This is a genomic window from Nocardia salmonicida, assembly GCF_036142455.1.
GTDB classification, from domain to species: Bacteria; Actinomycetota; Actinomycetes; order Mycobacteriales; family Mycobacteriaceae; genus Nocardia; species Nocardia salmonicida.
The window spans coordinates 165,698-186,010 of sequence record NZ_CP108014.1 but is presented as its reverse complement, the minus strand read 5'-3'; the positions used below and the strand labels follow the sequence as shown (position 1 = coordinate 186,010).

At 68.1% G+C, this 20,313-nt stretch carries 19 protein-coding genes; 4 read left to right on the top strand and 15 right to left on the bottom strand.

Features of this window, described 5'->3' with window-relative positions; translation table 11 throughout:
- Window position 1 precedes the first annotated feature (1 nt).
- The 3 genes from OHS03_RS00935 to OHS03_RS00925 all read right to left on the bottom strand — a co-directional run bounded on the left by OHS03_RS00935 (window position 2) and on the right by OHS03_RS00925 (window position 3,525).
- On the bottom strand, window positions 2-835 hold the full coding sequence (locus OHS03_RS00935) for an SDR family oxidoreductase (RefSeq protein ID WP_328659986.1): 834 nt from the start codon (window positions 833-835) through the stop codon (window positions 2-4).
- Between the two features lie 34 nt (window positions 836-869).
- A complete protein-coding gene (locus OHS03_RS00930) occupies window positions 870-2,345 on the bottom strand; it encodes a flavin-containing monooxygenase (protein WP_328659985.1) in 1,476 nt (491 codons plus the stop codon).
- 187 nt (window positions 2,346-2,532) lie between these two features.
- Entirely contained in the window at window positions 2,533-3,525 is a 993-nt protein-coding gene (locus tag OHS03_RS00925; RefSeq protein WP_328659983.1) for a patatin-like phospholipase family protein, read from the bottom strand.
- 60 nt (window positions 3,526-3,585) lie between these two features.
- On the opposite strand from OHS03_RS00925, the gene OHS03_RS00920 reads away from it, so the two are divergent.
- Complete coding sequence (locus OHS03_RS00920; protein ID WP_062985208.1) at window positions 3,586-4,200, top strand: TetR/AcrR family transcriptional regulator; 615 nt, start codon at window positions 3,586-3,588, stop codon at window positions 4,198-4,200.
- 68 nt (window positions 4,201-4,268) lie between these two features.
- On the opposite strand, the gene OHS03_RS00915 is transcribed toward OHS03_RS00920, so the two are convergent.
- From OHS03_RS00915 to OHS03_RS00880, 8 genes are all read right to left on the bottom strand, one after another.
- Window positions 4,269-4,670 carry a helix-turn-helix domain-containing protein gene (locus OHS03_RS00915; RefSeq protein ID WP_328659980.1) on the bottom strand — a complete coding sequence of 134 codons (402 nt, stop codon included), beginning with the start codon at window positions 4,668-4,670 and terminating at the stop codon, window positions 4,269-4,271.
- Between the two features lie 180 nt (window positions 4,671-4,850).
- Window positions 4,851-6,050, bottom strand: coding sequence for an alpha/beta hydrolase family protein (locus OHS03_RS00910; RefSeq protein WP_328659978.1), 1,200 nt, complete (start codon window positions 6,048-6,050; stop codon window positions 4,851-4,853).
- A 109-nt stretch (window positions 6,051-6,159) separates the two neighbouring features.
- Window positions 6,160-7,026, bottom strand: coding sequence for an alpha/beta fold hydrolase (locus OHS03_RS00905; protein ID WP_328659976.1), 867 nt, complete (start codon window positions 7,024-7,026; stop codon window positions 6,160-6,162).
- A gap of 70 nt (window positions 7,027-7,096) precedes the next feature.
- Entirely contained in the window at window positions 7,097-8,203 is a 1,107-nt protein-coding gene (locus OHS03_RS00900; protein ID WP_328659975.1) for an MFS transporter, read from the bottom strand.
- Window positions 8,204-8,446: 243 nt separating this feature from the next.
- Entirely contained in the window at window positions 8,447-8,911 is a 465-nt protein-coding gene (locus tag OHS03_RS00895; RefSeq protein WP_056821553.1) for a DUF5130 domain-containing protein, read from the bottom strand.
- Window positions 8,898-9,176: an aa3-type cytochrome oxidase subunit CtaJ gene (gene ctaJ, locus OHS03_RS00890; RefSeq protein WP_062985193.1), complete on the bottom strand. Its 279-nt coding sequence runs from the start codon at window positions 9,174-9,176 to the stop codon at window positions 8,898-8,900. The genes OHS03_RS00895 and ctaJ overlap by 14 nt, the downstream gene beginning before the upstream one ends.
- Before the next feature lie 74 nt (window positions 9,177-9,250).
- The gene (locus OHS03_RS00885; protein ID WP_407942445.1) at window positions 9,251-10,852 is read right to left on the bottom strand and encodes a glycoside hydrolase family 13 protein; all 1,602 of its coding nucleotides are present in this window, start codon (window positions 10,850-10,852) and stop codon (window positions 9,251-9,253) included.
- Window positions 10,853-11,170: 318 nt separating this feature from the next.
- Window positions 11,171-11,584, bottom strand: coding sequence for a globin (locus tag OHS03_RS00880; protein WP_056821556.1), 414 nt, complete (start codon window positions 11,582-11,584; stop codon window positions 11,171-11,173).
- Window positions 11,585-11,748: 164 nt separating this feature from the next.
- Between OHS03_RS00880 and OHS03_RS00875 the strand changes: the two genes are divergently transcribed.
- The gene (locus tag OHS03_RS00875; protein ID WP_235569835.1) at window positions 11,749-12,462 is read left to right on the top strand and encodes an HNH endonuclease; all 714 of its coding nucleotides are present in this window, start codon (window positions 11,749-11,751) and stop codon (window positions 12,460-12,462) included.
- 19 nt (window positions 12,463-12,481) lie between these two features.
- Here OHS03_RS00875 and OHS03_RS00870 read toward each other — a convergent pair whose 3' ends face one another.
- Window positions 12,482-13,051 (bottom strand): helix-turn-helix domain-containing protein, encoded by a 570-nt coding sequence (locus tag OHS03_RS00870; protein WP_062985185.1) that lies wholly within the window; start codon window positions 13,049-13,051, stop codon window positions 12,482-12,484.
- 67 nt (window positions 13,052-13,118) lie between these two features.
- On the opposite strand from OHS03_RS00870, the gene OHS03_RS00865 reads away from it, so the two are divergent.
- Both OHS03_RS00865 and OHS03_RS00860 read left to right on the top strand, forming a co-directional pair.
- A complete protein-coding gene (locus OHS03_RS00865) occupies window positions 13,119-13,811 on the top strand; it encodes an AzlC family ABC transporter permease (RefSeq protein WP_063003524.1) in 693 nt (230 codons plus the stop codon).
- A complete protein-coding gene (locus OHS03_RS00860; RefSeq protein WP_056821560.1) occupies window positions 13,808-14,128 on the top strand; it encodes an AzlD domain-containing protein in 321 nt (106 codons plus the stop codon). Before OHS03_RS00865 ends, OHS03_RS00860 begins: the two co-directional genes overlap by 4 nt.
- Before the next feature lie 14 nt (window positions 14,129-14,142).
- Here the strand turns inward: OHS03_RS00860 and OHS03_RS00855 are convergent, their stop codons facing one another.
- From OHS03_RS00855 to OHS03_RS00845, 3 genes are read right to left on the bottom strand one after another with little or no spacing between them, the layout of a single operon-like run.
- The gene (locus tag OHS03_RS00855) at window positions 14,143-14,814 is read right to left on the bottom strand and encodes a DUF8185 domain-containing protein (RefSeq protein ID WP_328659972.1); all 672 of its coding nucleotides are present in this window, start codon (window positions 14,812-14,814) and stop codon (window positions 14,143-14,145) included.
- A gap of 4 nt (window positions 14,815-14,818) precedes the next feature.
- A complete protein-coding gene (locus OHS03_RS00850; RefSeq protein WP_371852091.1) occupies window positions 14,819-15,289 on the bottom strand; it encodes an acyl-CoA thioesterase in 471 nt (156 codons plus the stop codon).
- Entirely contained in the window at window positions 15,286-20,172 is a 4,887-nt protein-coding gene (locus OHS03_RS00845) for an NAD-glutamate dehydrogenase (RefSeq protein WP_328659970.1), read from the bottom strand. The genes OHS03_RS00850 and OHS03_RS00845 overlap by 4 nt, the downstream gene beginning before the upstream one ends.
- Window positions 20,173-20,313: the final 141 nt, after the last annotated feature.

Below are 20,313 nucleotides of genomic sequence, written 5' to 3'. Positions count from 1 at the left end.
CTCACTGCTTTTCGATGCGGTCCAGGTAGACCCGACGGACACTGTCGTCGACGCCGTTGATCGCGGCGTCGTCGTGGGCCATCTTGCGGAATGCCCGCAATACCCTCTCCGGCACCAAACCGGACGCGTTCGCCATCAGTCCCACATAGCCGGGCACCGCGGTCTCGGCTGCCCGAGTCCTGACGGTGCGGACAACCGCGGCGGCGATGTCCTCGGGATCGACGGCAGGCAAGATGCCGTAGTCGATGCCGGAACTGAGTTCGGTCCGCACCGCCGACGGCAGGACCGCACTCACACTGACGCCGGTGGCATCCATTTCCAGCCGGGTGGCGGCGGTCAGGCCGACCACCGCGTACTTGCTGGCGTTGTAGACCGCGAGGCCCTTGAGCGGGAACTTGCCCGCCAGCGAGGCGACGTTCACGACGTGACCGTAGCCGCGTTCGACCATCCCGGGCAGGGCCAGCCGCATGCCGTGGATGACGCCATAGACGTTGACGTCCATCGTGAGCTGGTCGATCCGGTCGGACTGCTCCAGGAACGGGCCGTTCGGCATCACGCCGGCATTGTTCACCAGCACGTCCAGCGGGCCGTGCCACCGGGTGGTCGCGTCGAGAAACGCCGCGTAGGAGGCCTTGTCGGTGACGTCGAGCGCGTGGCCGATCGCGTGGTCGCCGATCTCGGCGGCGGCCTGCACGGCCAGTGCTTCGTCGAGGTCACCGAGGGCGACGTACGCGCCTTGCTCGACAAAGGCTTTGGCCGTGGCGAGTCCGATGCCGCGCGCGGCGCCGGTGATCGCGATGGTGGCGCCTTCGAGGTCGATCCGTGGGTAGCTCATGTCGTGGCCTCTCGTCGGTTGTCGGCGCGGGCGTTCATGCGGGTACCGTCGCGTCGTGGGTGATGGTGAAGTCGGTGGGGTCGAACGCACTGACACGGGTGGTGAGCTCACCGGTCGACCAGGGCCAGCTGAAACTGTTGCGGCCGTTGGCATCCATGTAATAGCTGTGGCAGCCGCCCGCGTTGTAGACGGTGCTCGCCAGCGCGGTTTGCACCTGGTCGACGTAGCGCGCCTGCACGTCGGGACGCACATCCAGCCCCACCCAGCCTTCGCGCCGGGCGCTCTCGATCGCCGAGACGAGGAAGGCGACCTGGGCTTCGAGGATGGCGAACGCCGAGGAGTGGCCGGTGCCGAGGCTGGGGCCGAGCACGGTGAACGCGTTGGGGAAACCAGTGGTGACGGTGCCGAGGTAGGCCTCGGGCGAGCCTTTCCAATGCTCGGCCAGCGTGCGGCCGTCGGCGCCGCGGACGATGTCGGCCAGCGGGGTGTCGAGGATGTGGAAGCCGGTACCGAGGATGACGGCGTCGACCTCGGCGGTGGTGCCGTCGGCGCCGACCACGGTGTTGCCACGGAATTCGGCGACCCCGGTGGCGTGCACGTCGACGTTGCTCTTGGTCAGCGACTGGAGATAGCTGTTGGAGAACAGGATTCGCTTGCAGCCGAGCAGATAGTCCGGCCGCAGCTTCGCCCGCAGTGCCGGATCACGCACCACGGCACGCAGATACGCCGAACCCACGGCCTGCACGGTCTGCATCAGCGGTCGCGGATGCCGGAACGCCACCCCGAGACCTTCCATCAGCGCGTACTCGGTCGAGCGCAAGGCCTTGTGCGCGAACGGGAATCGGCGCATCACCTTCTTCTCGAAGCCGGGTACGCGGTGATCGAGTTTCGGCAACACCCACTGCGCGGTGCGCTGGAACAGGTGTAGTTCGGCGACCTCGGGCTGGATCGCGGGCACGAACTGCACCGCGGACGCACCGGACCCCACCACCGCGACCCGCTTGCCACGCAGGTCGTAATCGTGGTTCCAGCGCGCGGAATGGAAGACCTCGCCGGGGAATTCGGCCAGACCCGGAATCTCGGGTAGGCGTGGTTCGTTCCACGGACCAGCGGCCGAGACGACGAAACGCGCGCTCAGCGGGCCTTCACTGGTTTCCAGCCGCCACAGCTGCGCGGCATCGTCGAACTGCGAACCCTCGACCGTCACACCGAAGCGGGTGTGCTCGGCCAGCCCGTGCTCGCGCGCCACCCGGTCGACGTAGTCGAGGATCTCGGGTTGGGTCGCGAACAGCCGCGACCACTCGCTGTTCGGCGCGAAGGAGAACGAGTACAGGCCGGAGGGAACATCGCACGCGCAGCCGGGATAGGTGTTGGCCCGCCAGGTTCCGCCGAAGGTGTCGGCCTTCTCGACGATCACCACATCCTCGACCCCGGCCTCGATCAACTTGATCGCGGCGCAGATGCCGGACACTCCCGCTCCGATCACAACGACCTCGTGGTGGCGGCTCATACGATTTCTCCTTCGAACGAAACGAGCGGCGCGCCGATCACGGCGCGAGTAGATACGGAACCGATTACCTGACACGAGGGACCGGCGCAGCGACCGCGTCGGCGCACCCGACCCCGAGTCGGGAACGCGCTGCGTGGTCGTCGACCGCTACCGAGAGCTCTCGGAAGGCGCTTCGCGAGAGGGTGATTCACGCGAGTCGGCCCGCGGAACCGCGCAGCGCCTCGGCGACTCGGGTCGTCATAGCGCGGCGGGCAGCGGCGAGGGTGGCCGGGCGGCGGGCCGAGTCCATGAAGTTCGGGCCCATGGCGGCGAGTTCTTCCGGGCCGGGTTCGACGCGGATCACCCGGGTGCCCGCGGCGCGCAGCAGGGCCACTTCTCGGTCGAGGCCGCGGGTCATCTGTGTGCGGAGCAGACGTTCGACCCGGTCCAGGCCGGTGGCCGGTGCGCCGCCCTCGGACGTCATCGGGGCGATGACCACCACCTCGTCGAGTTCCAGCGGCACCAGCAGATCGGCCGACACCGACGACACCGAACCACCGTCGACGTAGTCGTTGCCGCCGATCCGCACCGGGGGGAACCACCCGGGGATGGCCCAGGACGCGGCGATCGCGTCACCCAGATCGACCGGCTCCGCACCGGCAGCGCCCGATGTCCCGGCCGTCACGATGCCATCGGCCGTTTCGTTCGCGCCGAAGGCGACTCGCGCGCCCGTTGCCGCGTCGGCGCCGACCACCCAGGTCGCGGGGTGACTCACCCAGCCGCTCGGCCCGCTCAGCGCCTGACCGAGGGAACGCAACCATCCGGCGTCACCGCGGCCGCGCGGCAGGAGTCCGGCCAGCGCGGTGTAGGGCGAACGAGCGCGCAGACCGGCGCCGACCAGACCGAGGCCGGGGAATCCGAGCCCGGGGAGCGGGGGAATTCTGCCGGGGTCGACGGCGACGTGCGCGGCCAGGACCGGGTCGGCGTCGGGAGCCGCGTCGAGGGCGGCGAGCAGGTCGGCGGGGGTGCGCCCGGAGCCGAGCGCCGCCACGAGTTCCGCGCCCGCGGAGGTGCCGATCAGGACATCGGCGGTGCGGATGTCCCAGTTCATCGCGCGTTCGACGGTGTCGAGGGCTACGGCGGTCCAGGCGAAGCCGAGGAGGCCACCGCAGCCGATCGCTAAGCCACGTCGTGTTGTCATATTTCGAATACTAACGGTATTCGAATTCCGGCGGTAGTCCATCTTGCTAAACTCCTGCACATGGCCAGGATGACGCGCAAGGAGTCGCACGCTCTCACGCGTGAACGACTGGTCGAGACCGCCAAGCGGCTGTTCATGGCCGACGGTTACAACGTGACCCCGCTGGAGAAGGTGGCCACCGAGGCCGGGTTCTCCAAGGGCGCGGTGTACTCCAACTTCGCGACCAAACACGAATTGGGCCTGGCCGTGATCGACGTCGTCCACGTGGAGCGGGCGCAGTCGCTCGTGGACGCGATGCTGCCGCACGACAACATGGCCGAGCGGATCGAAGGTTTCGCGCGGTGGGCCGACGAGAACATCGGTGATGTCGGCTGGACCGCGCTGGAAGTCGAGTTCGCGACGAGCACCCGGCACATGCCCGAGATCCGCACCGAGCTCGCCGATCGCCGACGCACCCTGACGGCGATGCTCGCGTCCGTGATCCAGACACAGGCCGACCAGCTCGGCCTCGAACTCCCGATTGCCGCGGAAGATGCCGCGCTGCAACTACTCTCGCTCGGCATCGGCCTCGGCGTACAACGCGCGATCGACCCCGAGCTCCCCGTGAGCGCGATCGTCGATCTACTCCGCAGCCAGATCGCCGCCGCCCGGACGAGCACGTCAGTGGACAGCTGATCGCCAGGGCGTCACGCGAACATCGCCCGAGCGTGAAGGCCGGTTGATCGGCCGGCGAGTCAGGTGGATCAGGCCGCGAGCAGGACGGCGTTCGGGGCCGGCGCGATAGGAGCGGAGCTCGAGGGGGCGATCTGGCGTTGCCCGCCCAGCACGACCGCGCGCGTCGGCACGAGGGCGTACCTGCGCATGGATTCGGCTACCTGCGCGACTAGATCCCCCAGCGAGGTACCGAGGGCGCCGGCCAGGGCCGCGATCATCTCGCTCGATGGCTCCTTGCGCCCGCGCTCGACCTCGGAGAGGTACTGCGGCGAGATGCCCGCGCGCCCCGCCGTATCGACAAGGGTGGAGCGCTGTTCCAGGCGCAGCGCGCGCAGCCGTTCACCCAGCGCCTCACGCCAGAGTGGTTCCGGCCGCGACTGCTGTTCGCCGCGTCCGCCTGGAATCACCCGCAACCCGCTGTGCTCGCCCATACTCCGAGCGTAAGGATGCCCGGACCGAAACACCCGGCTCTTCTGCTCTGGGCGTAACCCCGAGCCGAAGGGGCCCGCCCTGATCTGGACTGAGTGGAGGGTGCGACGAAGGAGTACCCGGAGGGAGGGAAGATCAGGGGCCCGAAGGGCCCCGCTCGAGCGCACCAGCGCTCCAAAGACTCAGCGGGTGATGCCGAAGCGGGTGTCTGCCCAGCCGAGCGCGTCAGCGAAGGACGCGGCGACGATCTCGCTGTGGTCGACGTCGTCGTATTTGCGGTAGTCGACCGACTCGCCCCGCCCCTGTTGCTCAGCGACCATCGCGTCGGTCGCTTGCAGCGGGACGGTGAGGTCGGAACGGCCCTGGAGAACGAGAACCGGGACGGTGAATCGCAGCCCGCTCGGGTCGTTGTCGTCGAGTACTCGCAACAGCCCGGAGACATCGCCGTCGGCGGTGAACACATCCTTCGGCGACAGGCCGCCCCACTTGTCCTTGTCGCGCAGCCCGCCGGTGCATTCGGAGTCGGCGACCGGCAGCAGGGACTGCGCACGGCCGGTGAGGAACCGGGCGGGGTCCACATCGGTCACCGTCTGGGCGCCGCGCACCAGCAGCGGCAGGTACACCGACACATCGCCGGTACCGAGCTTGCCCAGCGGATTCGACGCCGCCCACTTCGCCATGCGCACCTGGTCGCCGAGGTGCGAGGCGGGCGCCAGCGCGATGGCGCCGAGCAGGGGTGTGTTCGGCGTCCACCCGGCGGCGTCGACGGCGGCGAACAGGGCAGCGTGGCCGCCCTGCGAATGCCCCATCGCCACCCAGCGCGAGCCGACGGACTTGTCGACGTCCCTTGCCGCCGTGGCGATATCGGCCATCGCACGCTGCTCGGTTTCGCCGATCATGTACCCGTGACCGCCCGGTGTCCCCAACCCCTGGTAGTCGGTCCTGGCGACCGCGTACCCCTTGGCCACCCAGCGAGCCTGTTCGTCCCGGCTCGGGGACGACCCTTCCGAGCGCGAGGCCGCGCAGACATCGGCGACTCCGGTACTACCGGGCCCCCAGGAAATGAGCGGCCAACCACCCTCGGGCGCATCCCCTTCCGGCACCGCGAGCGTCCCCGACACCGCGACCGGCTTCTCCTGCGCGTCCAGCGACCGGTACAACGTGAGGTAGTTGCGGGCGCCGGGCACCGCCTGCGCACCGGTGAGCGACTGCGCACGGATCACCGAACCGCGCTGTCCCGGAATCGATTCCGCACCGGGGTTATAGAACGCGGAAAGTGGTGCGGCCGAGGCGAATTCGGCGGGTCGGCTGTCCTGGGCGCAGGCCGATGCGAACAGCGCGAGGCACCCCGCCGCGATCACCCGAGCAATACGTGTGTGCAAGTTTCCCCCGATACGCCGACGGCCCATGACGTGGCCGATAAACCGCCGACCAGGTTACTCGATGCCATCCGGACGGCTGGGCGCCCCAGGAGCCCAGCCGTCCACCGGTTCAGCTCAGAACCCGGCCGAGGAAGTCGCGGATCAGCGCGGCGATCTCGGGTCCGTGCGTCTCCAGCGCGAAGTGACCTGCGTCGAGCAGGTGCAGTTCGGCATCGGGCAGGTCGCGCAGATACGCGCGGGCGCCATCGGCGCCGAAGATCTCGTCGTGGGAACCCCAGGCGATGAGCGTCGGCGGCCGGTGCTCGGCGAAGTACTTCTGGAAGGCGGGGTAACCGTCGAGGTTGTTCTTGTAGTCGAAGAACAGTTGCAGCTGGATCTCCTTGTTGCCCGGGCGGTCGAGGTAGGCCTGATCGAGGGTCCACGCATCCGGGCTCACCAGCGCGCGCCGGTCGGCCGGAACACCGTGCGTGTACTGCCATTTCGTCGCGTCGAGCTCGAGCAGCTCGCGCACCTGGGGCTCGTGGGTGACGCGGTCGTTCGCGTGCGCGAACAGCACCTCCCAGAACGGGGTGAACCCTTCGAGGTAGGCGTTGCCGCTCTGGGTGATGATCGCGGTGATCCGCTCGGGGTTACGCGAAGCGATGCGCAGGCCGATGGGGGCGCCGTAGTCCTGGATGTAGATCGCGAATCGGTCGACGCCGAGGGTGTCGAGCAGTTCCAGGGTGAGCGAGGTGAGCGCGTCGAAGCTGTAATCGAATTCGTCGACCGCCGGCATGGCCGACTGGCCGAAGCCGAGATGATCGGGCGCGATCACGTGATAGTCGTCGGCCAGTGCGGGGATCAGGTTGCGGAACATGGCCGAGCTGGACGGGAAGCCGTGCAGCAGAAGCAGAGTCGGCTTGTTCGAGTCGCCTGCCTCGCGGTAGAAGACCGAGTGGCCCTGGATCTCGACGGTGCGGTGGCTGATCTTGTTCATCGTGGATCTCTTACTGTGAAGGTGATACTCGCGCCGAGCCCGGGATCTCCGGCACGCTCGGTCGGGGGATTCAGACGGTGACCGGTTCGCGGCGGCGTACCGGGGTGATCAGTCCGACGGCGACGACGGTGAACACCAGGCCGAGGGCGAAATAGCCGCGATAGCTGTCGGTGAGGGCGTGCACGACGGTGGCCACGCCGAGCCCGGAGGCGGCGGCGAGCTGGTGGATCACCCAGGCGGGCGCCAGTGTGCGGCCCATCCGAGCGGGGTCGAGACCACGCGACAGGATCGCCATGGTCAGCGGGATGACCGGGAACGAGGCGATGCCGAACAGCACGGCGATCACAACCAGCACCCGCGGCCCCGGCACGAACACCGCGGGCAGCAAGGCGGCCAGGCGCACCGAATACAGCACCCGCAGTAGTGATTCCGGTGGGTAGTGCCGCAACAGCCGCACCATCGCGGCCGAGGTCAGCCCGGCCGCCAGCGCGGCCGACGCCACGAGCCTGCCCGCACCGGCCACCGACCAGCCTTGTTCCACCGCGTGTTTCGGCAGCATCAAGACGACCACGTACATGGTCGCCGCGTGGAAACCGAAGGACACCAGCACTTTCCACCGGTCGGCCAGCGATTCTCCGACGCCCGCGCCGGTACTCACCCGCTGACCGGCGGGCAGCTGCAGCCACAGCACGGCGGTGGCGGCCAGACCGATCGCGCCGAGCAGCGCGAAGGTGGCGCGCACACCGATCGGGTCGAACAGCGCGGTCGCCGCCCACGGCGTGATCAGCTGGCCGAGGTTGATGCCGATCGCGGCCCGTGCCATGGCCGGGCCTACCTGCGCACCGTGTGCCCGCCCGAGCAGGGTGGTCACGGTGAGGGTCGACGAGGCCGCGAAGCCCAATCCGCCGAGCACCATGTAGGCCGCGACGAACTGCCAGGTCCGGGTGACCGAGGCCAGCACCACGTAGCTGCTCGAGATCAAGGTGAGCCCGCCGATCAGCACGCGTTCGGGACCGAGCAGGTCGAGCAACCGGCCGATGCCCTGCTGGGCCAGACCGGTGACCGCGGTGCTCAACGCCGCGGCCACGGCCAGCGCGGTCGCCGAAACGCCGTACGCGGCGGCGGTGGGGGCGAAGAACACGCCCATGGTGAAGTTCAGGCCGAATGAAACGGTCATCGCCGCCAGTCCTGCCCACGCGAGATGCTCACGCCGCATGCCGTCACGTCCTAACTTGCTAAATCAATTTCAGCGGTTAGAACACGAGGGTCGGGAATCGTATTCCTTCGTCACGAATGTCATCGGCGCGAAAACGGTTCGCAGCCGGGCAATCTCGGATTAAGCGGCGTGCAGACCTCCTACGCCGCAGACACGAACGGCGCGTTCACCAGGAGGTGAACGCGCCGGACGGTGGAGAACGAACTAGCGGCCGATCGCGGCGGCCATCACGCGGGTGGCCGAGATCAGACCGTCGATCAGGTTGCCCTGACGGAACGAGGCCAGGGCGGCGGTGACGCCGAGCTGGCAGATGCGGTCGTTGGCGCGCTCGGTCACGTTCGCACCGGAGCGGACCTCGATCGCGCCCTGGTTCGGGGACACGGCGATGAGCACCGAATCGGCCGACTCCGGGGTGTTCGGCAGGATCGCGTCGGCACCGGCCGCCGGATCGGAACCGAGGTCGCCGAGGTAGATGTTGAAGCGGACCTTGGTGGCGCGGGTCGCCTCGGTGAGCGCGTTGTCGAGGGAGATGCGCTCACGATCGGTGAACGGCACCTCGTCGAACACGGTGCCCGGCTCGTGCACGCCGGACACACGGCCGCTACTGGTCAGGGCGAACCCGTGCGGCAGGTCGGCCTCGACCACCGCGGGCCAATTAGAACTTGCCACTTGCCCGGCCTCCGATCAGCTCCGCATGCGCGGTTTCGAGAGCCGCATGATCGCCATGCGGCTCGGCGGTGTGGTGCCCCGCCGCGGCGGTCACCTCTTCGGTAGCACTCCACAGCACCGGCCGGTGGGTCCACTTCTGCCCGAGTGCGAAGTGGGCCGGCTTCTCACCGGAGAATGGCTTACCGAGAAAGGACAAACCCGCGATCGCGAAGTAGATCACGGCCGGGATGCCGACGAAGATCAGCACTGTCTCGAGAATGCTCACGCTCCAACGGTAGACGATGCTGTGTAGTAGTTCATCCTCCGGCTGGCAGTTCCCGCACCGCGTGTCCGGCGCGACTACACCAACCAGGCCGCCGCGTTCGGTGGCAACCGATCGTCGGCAACCGGTGCACTCGACAGCAGCACCTCCCCCGGCGGCAGCTGGATCGGGCCCTCGGAGGCGTTGAGCACGCAGATCAGCCCGCCCGGACGGCGGAACGCGAGACAGCCGTCGGGACTGCCGTACCACTCGATCCGCTGGCCCGCGAACTCCGGCCGGGTGGCGCGCAGGTCGATCGCCAGGCGGTACAGCGACAGCGTCGAGTGCAGGGTTTCCAATTGCGCTTCGACGGTGCGGTCGGCCCAGTCGGCGGGGATCGGCAGCCACGGCTTGCCCTCGGTGAAACCGAACGGCACGGCCGCGCCCTCCCACGGCATCGGGACCCGGCAACCGTCACGACCGCGTTCCTGGTGGCCCGTGCGCTCCCACACGGGGTCCTGCAAGACCTCGTCGGGCAGATCGTCCACGTTGGGCAGCGCCAGTTCGGCGCCGTTGTAGATGAACACCGCACCGGGCAGGGCGAGCTCGACCATCATCATCGCCCGCGCCCGCGCGACGCCGGTGTTGCCGCCGCCGTAGCGGGTCACCTCGCGTTCGATGTCGTGATTGGACAGCGTCCAGGTGGGTGGGGCGCCCGCGTCGGCGACAGCCTCGAGCGAGTGCGTGATCGCGTCGTGGACGCCCTGCGCGGTGAAGGGGGTCTCGGCGAGGCGGAAGTTGAACGCCAGGTGCAGCTCGTCGGGGCGGACGTATTCGCCGAAGCGGACGTTGTCGTCGACCCACACCTCGCCGATCGACACCGCGTGCGGGTAATCGTCGAGGACCGTGCGGATGCGGCGATGGATGGCGTGTACGCCGGGGTTGTTGAAACGGGGATCGTCGTCGTCGTGCACCAGCATCTTGGTGTCGACCTTGTCCATGTCGGGCAAGCCCTCGGGTTTGGCCATGCCGTGCGCGACATCGAGGCGGAAACCGTCGACGCCGCGGTCGAGCCAGAAGCGCAGGGTCTTCTCGAAATCGTCGGCGACCTCGGGATTGTCCCAGTTCAGGTCGGGTTGTTCGGGCGCGAAGATGTGCAGGTACCACTGCCCGGGGGTGCCGTCGGGCTCGACGATCCTGGTCCAAGCCGGGCCGCCGAAGATGCTGGGCCAGTTGTTGGGTGGCTCGTCCCCGTTCTCGCCGCGACCGTCGCGGAAGATGTATCGGGCGCGTTCGGGGCTGCCCGGCGCCGCCTCCAGCGCCTCGGCGAACCACGCGTGCTCGACGCTGGTGTGGTTGGGCACCAGATCCATCGTCACTTTGATCTCGCGGTCGTGCGCCTCGGCGATCAACTCGTCCAGCGCGGCCAGACCGCCGAAGAGCGGGTCGATGTCGCGCGGATCGGAGACGTCGTAGCCGCCGTCGGCCTGCGGTGACCGCATCACCGGACAGATCCACAGCGCGTCGACGCCCAATAGCTCCAGGTACCCCATCTTCTCGCGTACACCGCCCAGATCGCCGACACCGTCACCGTCGGAGTCGGCGAACGAACGCGGATAGACCTGATAGAACACGGCGGTTTTCCACCACGGAGCGGTGCTTGCTTCCCCCGGCACCGGCGAGGCAGGTGTCTGTGTCACACCCGCAATATTGCCAAAGATCGCCCGCAATATTCATGTGGGGCGAGACTTTCTGCGAATCTGGCAAATCACCAGCGTTCGCCACGCCATGACGAAACATCATGGTAAAAGGCGGAATGAGCGCGAAACCGGCCCGCCACCTGTCGGTCATCAGCGAACAGCGGGCACCCGTCGGCTCAGGCGAGGCCGGAAAAGTCGGTGTACGCCTGGTCACATCGGGGCGTTCTGTGGGGAGGCTGCGGGAGACTCGGTGTACGCCCCTGGGTCACATCGGGGCGTTTTGCAGGGAGGCTGCGGGAGACTCGGTGTACGCCTGGGTCACATCGGGGCGTTCTGTAGGGATGCGGCGGCCATTTGGAAGTAGTCCAGCAGGGCCTTGCGGTGTTCGTCGTCCAGGATCGACGGTTCGATCTCACCGACGGCGATCCGCATGCACCGCATCCAGGCGTCGCGCTCGAGCGGCCCGATGACGAACGGGTTGTGGCGCATGCGCAGGCGCGGGTGTCCGCGCTCGTCGGAGTAGGTGCGCGGACCGCCCCAGTACTGTTCGAGGAACATCCGGAACCGGCGCTCGGCCGGACCGAGGTCCTCCTCCGGGTACAACGGACGCAGGATCTCGTCGGCCGCGACCTCGCGATAGAAGACCGACACCAGACGGCGAAACGTCTCCGCGCCGCCCACGGCTTCGTAGAAGGAGGTCGTTGTCTGCTCACCGGAAGTCACGCGTTCCATTGTGCCCCGATCGCCACGGTCACGAACGCGCTGCCCTTCAACCACAGTTCATCCGGAAGTTTGAAAAATAGCCGTGCAATACCGCCGGAACCATGGTCAACTGAGGGCAGTATCGGCCCCAGATACCACATGATCCTGCCAATCATGAAATTGAGGTCAAGAGGATGAAGCAGCGACCGGGCGCCCGTTCACACGAGGCGCGAACGCACCGACAACTCCAGCCCGCCGACGTCCACAATCGTGGCTCGGGGGCTGTTCCGCTGCATATCCTGTCCGATCACCATCCGGGCGCACACGGTCTTCACGACCTGCCGCATATCCCCGCGCCGCTGCATCTCGCCGGAGACCACGACGCCGCCGCATGGCGCAAACGCCGGGTCCTCCTCCTCAACGCCACCTACGAGCCGCTCACCGCGCTGTCCGCGCGTCGCGCTGTCGTGCTGCTGATCTGCGCCAAGGCCGACGCCGTCCACGACGATCCCGAAGGCCCGGTCCTGCACTCCGCGGGCTCCGAAGTAGCGATTCCGTCCGTCATCCGCCTGCGCACCTACGTGCGGGTGCCCTACCGCGCCCGCGTGCCGATGACCCGCGCCGCGCTCATGCATCGCGACCACTACCGATGCGGTTATTGCGGCGGCAAAGCCGAGACCATCGACCACGTGATCCCCCGCAGTCGCGGCGGCGAGCACTCGTGGGAGAACTGCGTCGCCAGCTGCGCCCCCTGCAATCACCGCAAGGCCGACAAGATGCTGGCCGACCTGGGCTGGCACCTGCGCCACCCGCTGGTCTCCCCCAAGGGTCCGCACTGGCGGCTGCTGTCCACCACCGCCGATCTGGACCCGATCTGGTTGCAGTACCTCGGCGAAGGAGCCGCCTGACACACCGCGCGCGAGGAGTTCAGGCGCTCTCGATGACCATCGTCGCCCAGGTTCCCGGTTCGAGGGCTTCGAAGATGTGTGGGAGATCACCCAGGTAGCGGATGTAGTCGCCGGGGCGCATTTCCACGGGCTCGTCGGCCGGGCCGACCATGGCGTGCCCCGCCGCGAGCACCACGTGTTCCACGACGCCGGGAGTGTGCGGCTCCGAGCGGCGCGTGTGACCGGGTTCGGCCGCGATGCGGTACACGTCGCAGCGGGTGTGCGACTGGCCTGCTGCGAGCAATGTCACCCGATAGTCGGCGTCGGCTGCCGGGACCGGCGAACCCTCGTCGGCGCGGATCACCTGGACGTTGGATCGAGGCGGGTCGAGCAGCCGGGAGAACGGCATCTCCAGGGCGACGCACAGTGCCCACAGGGTTTCCAGGCTGGGATTGCCGGTACCCGATTCCAGTTGGGACAGTGTGGATTTCGCGACGCCTGCCCGATTGGCGACCTCGGTCAGCGATAAGCCTGCGCGGGCGCGTTCGCGGCGCAGCGCCGCGGCGATCACCGCCTGGGGCGGTCCGACGACAGGGTCCTGCCGGTCCATCTACGCCTCCTGAGGGCTGGCGATACCGCGTTGACTTTACCCACCCTGTGCGTTCAATATAAACAACATGCGTTCGATCTGGCGAACACTCGACCGGGGAACCGTGGCTGCCGTAGCCGCGGCGTGCTTTGCCGTCGGCCTGTTCGGTGTGTCCTACGGCGCGTCGACGATCGCGGCCGGGTTCCCGATGTGGATGCCGATCGTGATGGCGGTGACGGTGCTGGCAGGCGGGTCGGAGCTGCTGTTCTTCGGGATCGTCGCGGCCGGGGGCAGTCCGCTGGCGGCGGTGGTGGCCGGACTGCTGCTCAACGCGCGCCATCTGCCGTACGGGTTGTCGGCGCCGGAGGTGTTCGGCCGCGGCTGGAAACGGGTGCTCGGCATCCACGTCCTCAACGACGAGTCGGTGGCCTTCGCCGCCGCGCCGGGCGATCAGGAGCGCAAACGCGCCGCATACTGGGCGTGCGGGATCGGGGTCGCGCTGTGCTGGCCACTCGGGGCGACCCTCGGTGCGGCGCTGGGTTCACTGGTGCCCGACACCTCGGCGCTCGGACTGGACGCGGTGTTTCCGGTGATTCTGCTGGCATTGATCCTGCCCGCACTGCGCGATCGAGCCACGTTGCGGCCGGTACTCGTCGGTGCGGGGTTGGCAGTGGTGGTCGCGCCGTACGTACCGGCCGGACTTCCGGTCCTGATCGCCTTGGGCGGGCTGGTCTTCGCACTGCGCCCGCCGACGCCTACCGCCGAGCCGGTCACGGCGTGAACGCGCCGTACCTGCTCCCCGCCATGCTGGCGCTGGCCGTGGGAACGTACGCCCTGCGATGGACCGGCCCCGCGATGCGCCATCGACTGCGACTGTCCCCCAGGACAATCCATCTTCTGGACACCGGCGCCCTCATCCTGCTCGCCGCCCTGGTCGCGACAGCCACGCTGCCGACAGGCTCCGGCCACCTCGGCATCGCCCTGCCCGCCGGCGTCGGCGTCGGCGGAGTCCTCGCCTGGCGGCGCGCTCCCCTGCTCGTCACGGTGCTCGCCGCCGCCACGACAACCGCCCTGCTACGGCTGGTCGGCGTGCACTGACCCGACCCCGGCATTCAGCTGGGCGACAACGGTATTCCCCCACCCAGCCGTCGCGCGACGGACCCGTACCGAGCATCCAACCGCAACCAGGTGCGGGTAGCACGGACCCGAACCAGCTCCGAGGGCTGGATCCGTCGCGACTCCGTCTTCTCCCCCGCGTGCGGAATGAAATCCATCGCGGTGAGCGCGAAGACGACGCGCATCGGCACCTGGACCTCGATATCTTCGGGGCCGGTGACAGTGAGAACCGACTGGTCGAGCAGGGAGGCGGGCGGCCCCTTGGGACCGCCATGTTCGCGGGCCACATCCGCGCCGCGCTCGGCCAGCTCGACCAGGGTGCGCGCCGGGACGTCGTCGACATGGGTGAAGCCGTCGGTGGGCGGAAGGGCGCCACGCCAGGCGGAATCCATCGAGTAACCGAGGTCTATCGGGTGGCCGGTTCCCAGCCCGGCGAGGACCGCGTCCGCACCAACAGTGACATCGTCGACGCCGAGTTCAGCGGTGATCGTGCGCACCGCGAGAGTCTCGAAACTCGTTGCCACCCAGGCTGACACGAGGCTGGATCCCCGCCGCCGCAACCGGACGACAGCGGCCGGGTCGAGGCGGATGGCGCGGGTGAGGAAGGTGGCCAGGTTCTCGCGCTCGGCCGGGTCGGGCGTGTGTAGCACCCGCTGCTCGGAGCTCACGAAATCAGGCCCGCCACAGTGACAGGTAGTCGCGTTCGGACTCGCTGAGCCTACGCAGCCGCTGGGTGTCGATGTCGAACGCGGCGAGCTGGGTGGTCGCGAGGACCGCGGGCGGCGAATCGGGGGCCGCGCCGTTGGCACGCACCTCGTAGCCGACGGTGAAATCGACCGCGCGCAATTGCTTGACCCACATGGCGATGTCGAGCGGGGTGTCCTCGTGACGCAACTGCCCGCGGTACTTCACATGCAGGTCGACCAGCACACAGCCCTGGCGCCCCATCGACGCCGTCGGCTTGTCGTCACCGAACAGCCACGGAATCCGCGCCTCTTCCAGCAGGGTCACCATCCGAGCGTGGTTGACGTGCTGGAACACATCCATATCCGACCAGCGGATCTCGACCTTCGCGTGAAAACGCTGCGGCAACACCAGATCCGGTGCGGACGTGGCGATGTTGCCGTTCGGCGAACTCGTCACCGTGGTACCTCCGATTGGGCGCCCACCCCGCTCACCATGCTCCGCACCTGTCGCGCGGCAACCGACAGTGTGGCGAGGTCGTGGGTCCCGGACTCGAACAATTCCGACAGTGCCGCGCGCGCACGGCCCAGCCGGGACTGGTTCTTCGACTCCCAGTATGCAATTTTCTCGTCCGGCGTTTCCTCCGGGTCACCCGCGGACAGCACATCGAGGGTGAGCGAGCGCAACGAACCGTACATGTCGTCGCGCAGAGCGAGCCGGGCCAGCGCATGCCAGCGGTCGCCGCGTTCGAGGTGGCTCACCGCCTCGAGCAGCCAGTCGATCTTGAGATGGTCGTTGAGCGCGTAGTACAGGGCGCCCACCTCGGCACCGTCGCGATCGGTGATATCGGCGATATCGACGATATCGAGCAATGGGAACATTCCGAGCAGCCCGAACACCTCGGTGGCCAGGTCGGTCGGTGCGCCATCGGCGATCAACTCGGCGGAGCCCTGGGTGAGCGAGGTGACGTGGTGCCCGCGCAACCACCCCGGTACCTGCGGCGCCAGCTTCTGCACCCGGCGGTGGTACCGGTTGATCTCGGCGCCGACCGCGATCGGCTGTGGCCGGTTGCTCAGCAGCCAGCGCGATGCCCGATCCAACGTCCGCTTGGATTCCAGTTCCAGCAGGTCACAGACCCCGGCCGGAGCGTCGGCGCTGCGGATGCGCGACCACACGTCGTGCAGCTGGAAGATCTCGGAGGCCGCGGCGAACGCGCGCACCGTGTCGGAGGTGGTGGCGCCGACCTCTTCGTTGAGCCGATGGGCGTAGGTGATGCCGCCGTAGTCGACGACCTCGTTGACGATCATCGTGGTGATGATCTCGCGACGCAGCCGGTGCTTCTTGATCGCCGCACCGAACTGTTCACGCAGCGGTGTCGGGAAGTACAGCGGCAGCTTGCTCGCGAAATAGGTGCTGTCGGGCATGTCGGTATCGAGCAGGTCGGCCTTGAGTCCGAGCTTCACGTGCGCGAGCAGGTTGGCCAGTTCGGGTGAGGCGAGCCCGGCGCCCTCCTCGACGCGGCGAGCCAGTTCGGCCTTCGACGGCAACGCTTCGAGCTCCCGATCCAGGCCGCGTCGCTGTTCGAGGTCGGCGATCACCCGGCCGTGCACATTGAGCATCCCGGGCGCGTCAGTGCGTGCGATGCCGATCAGCACGTTCTGATCGACGTTGTCCTGCAACACCATTCGGGCGACCTCGTCGGTCATCGAGGCCAGCAGCGGATTGCGGTCGGCGGCGGCGAGGTCACCGGCGCTGACCACGCCGTCGAGCAGGACCTTGATGTTGACCTCGTGGTCGGAGCAGTCGACGCCCGCCGAGTTGTCCAGGGCGTCGGTGTTCATCTTGCCGCCGCCGCGGCAGAACTCGATTCGGCCGAGCGCGGTGGCGCCCAGGTTGCCGCCCTCACCGATCACCTTGACCCGCAACTGGTTTCCGTTGACCCGCACCGCGTCGTTGGACTTGTCGCCCACCTCGGCATTGGATTCGGTGCTCGCCTTCACATAGGTGCCGATGCCGCCGTTCCACAGCAGCTGCACCGGCGCGAGCAGAATCGCGCGCACCAGCTCCGGCGGCGAGAGCGTCTGCACCGAATCGGGCAGGCCGAGCGCGGTGCGCGCCTGCGGCGAGATCGGCACCGACTTCACGGTTCGCTCGAAGACGCCGCCGCCCTCGCTGATCAGGCTCCGGTCGTACTCGGCCCACGAGGATCGCGGCAGCGCGAACAGCCGCTCACGTTCGGCGAAGGAACTCGCGGCGTCGGGGGTCGGGTCGAGGAAGATATGCCGGTGGTCGAACGCGGCGACCAGCCGGATGTGCGGCGAGAGCAGCATGCCGTTGCCGAATACGTCACCGCTCATGTCGCCGACGCCGACAACGGTGAATTCCTGGCTCTGGGTGTCGATGTCCATCTCACGGAAGTGGCGTTTGACCGCTTCCCACGCACCCTTGGCGGTGATGCCCATCGCCTTGTGGTCGTAGCCTGCGGAGCCGCCGGAGGCGAAGGCGTCGCCGAGCCAGAAGCCGTAGCGCATGGCCACATCGTTGGCGATGTCGGAGAAGCTGGCGGTGCCCTTGTCGGCGGCGACCACCAGGTAGGTGTCGTCGCCGTCGCGGCGCACCACCCGATCGGGCGGCAGCACCGCGCCGGTGGCCAGGTCGACATTGTCGGTGACATCGAGCAGTCCGGAGATGAAGGTGCGGTAGCAGGCCACGCCCTCGGCGATGCTCGCCTGGCGGTCGACGGCCGGGTCACCAACCGGAGCGGGCGGACGCTTCACGACGAAACCACCCTTGGCGCCGACCGGCACGATCACCGCGTTCTTCACCGCCTGCGCCTTGACCAGCCCGAGAATCTCGGTGCGGAAGTCTTCGAGCCGGTCCGACCAGCGCAGACCGCCACGCGCCACCGAGCCGAAGCGCAGGTGCACGCCCTCGACGCGGGGCGAGTACACGAAGATCTCGAATTGCGGCCGCGGCTTGGGCAATTCGACGATCTCGCGCGGCTCCACCTTCAGCGCCAGGTATTCACGCGGGCGACCTTCGGCGTCGAGGACGTAGTTGTTGGTTCGCAGCGTGGCCTTGATCAGCCCGAGCATGGCGCGCAGGATGCGGTCGGCGTCCATGCTGACCACTTCGTCGATCCCGGCCCGTACCCGTGTCTCGAGCTCGACGGCGGCGTCGGCGGAAACCGTTTCCGGGTCGAATCGGGCGGCGAACAGGTCGACGAAATCGCGCGCGACCTCGGGATGAGCCAGCAGCACCCGCGCGATATTGACCTGCGAGTACGGGAACCCGGCCTGCTGCAGGTACTTCGCGTACGCACGCAGGATCGCGACCGACCGCCACGGCAGGCCGGCACGCAGCACGAGTTCGTTGAGACCGTCGGCTTCGGCCCGGTCGTACCAGACCGCTTCGAAGGCATCGGTGAACCGGGTGCGCAAGGCGTCGACCTGACTCGGAGCTTCGAGCAGTGCGGCGTCGAGGTCACCGCCGAGTGCGTTGCGCACCAGTTCGGGACGGGCTTGCAGGCCGAAATCGTAGATCCAGCGCTCGGTGCCGCCCTCGTATTCGAGCTGGTAGGGCCGTTCGTCGACCACCTCGACACCCAGGCTCTGCAGCACCGGGAGCACCTGGCTCAGCGATACGCCGGAGCCGGCGATGTAGAGGCTGAACCGCCATGAACCGGGCTCCGCTTCGGGCCTGCGGTACAGGTACTGGTCGATGCCGCCGTCGGTGAGCTGTTCGAGGCGACCGATGTCGGCCAGCGCGCGAGCGGGCGCGAAGTCCTCCTTGTAGCTTTCGGGCAGTGCGTCCGAATACCGTTTCACCACAGCGGGATCGAGCACGGTGGAGGAGGCGACCGCGTCACCGATCCGGTCGTCCCAGGTGTGGCTGGCCGCGTTGAGCAGGTTCTGCAGGCGCAGCCGGTTGTCCTCGGAGGTGTCGGGAGCGGCCTCGCCGGTGGCTTCGCCGGGCAGCATCACCGTGAAATACACACTGGCGAGCTCGCTTTCGCTCACCCGCGCCGAGTAGTCGATATCGACACCGCCGAGCTCGGCGACCAGGATCTCCTGCATCTCCAGACGCACCGCGGTGGTGTAGCGATCGCGCGGCAGGTACACCATGCAGGCCACGAAGCGGCCGTAGGCGTCGCTGCGCAGGAAAAGCCGGACCTGCCTGCGCAATCCGACGCCGAGCACCGCGACGGCGGTGCGGCGCATGGTCTCGGTGTCCGCGGAGAACAGTTCGGTGCGCGGGAAGGACTCGATCACCTCGAGCATCGCCTGCCCGGAGTACGAATCCTTGTCGAACCCCGCCCCCTCGATCGCCGTGCGCACCCGGCGGTTGATCACTGGGATGTCGAGTACGTTCTCGTGCACCGCGCTCACGGTGAACACCCCGATGAACAGGTGCACACCCACCTCGACGCCCGCGTCGTCGATATCGGCGACACCGACGAAGTACGGGTACACCGAGCGGTGCACGGTCGCGCGCACCAGGCCCTGCGTGAGCAGCAGCAGCGGGCGGTCTTCACCGTTGATGGGCACCTGGAAATCGGTACCGACATCGGGGCGAAGGACGCCGAGACTCGCGCCGGGCACCGAGGTGGACACTGTGTGGCCTGCCTCGACGCCGCGCTGATAGCGGGCATAACCGAGCAGGGTGAAGTTGCCCGCGGCCAGCCAGCGCAGCAGCTGAGCGCAATCGGCCACATCGACGCCGGGGAACGGCGTGGAGCCCGCGGCGGCGGCACGGTCGAGCTCGTCGGCGAGCGAGCTCTGCACCGCGGCCATGGCTTCGGTGTCGTCGATCACCTGGCGGACGTCGTCGATCACCTCGGGCATGGTGCGTTCGATGTGATCGAGCTGGGCCCTGCTCGTCGACGGGTGCAGCTGCAGGTGCATCCACGATTCGGTCAGCCCGGTCGCGCCGTGGCCGTCCACCTCGTGCGCCGCGGCGCCGGTGAGATGGCCGTTCTCGTCGCGGGTGACCTCGAAGATCGGGTGGATCACCTCGGAAACACTCACCTGCATCCGGCCCAGCGCCGCGGTGATCGACTCCACCAGCAGGGGCATGTCGTCGGTGACGACCTGTACCGCCGCGCCCATCCCGGTCCCGTCGTCGGGGTGATGCACTCGCACCGTGGCCTTGCCGGGCCGACGAACGGCGGCCAATTCCATGTGGTGCCGGAAGATCTGGGTGATTCCGGGGATCGGGAAGTCCACGTCACCGGCGTCGACGTGTCGGAAATACGCCTCCTCGAGAGTCGCGAGATCGCCGCGCAAACTCTGCGGCATCCCCGCAGCCCACGCCGCGCTGGAGATTTCCGACGAGACCGTCATCGTTTAGCCCACTCCCATGGATTGTGGTTCGCTTCGATTTCGCAACTCAGGTGACGCATTTTCGAGACTAGCTCCGGCTAGTCGAACATGCTGAGGGAATTCGGGCTTGCCGCGCCGGTAACTTGCGGAATGCTGGGTGAA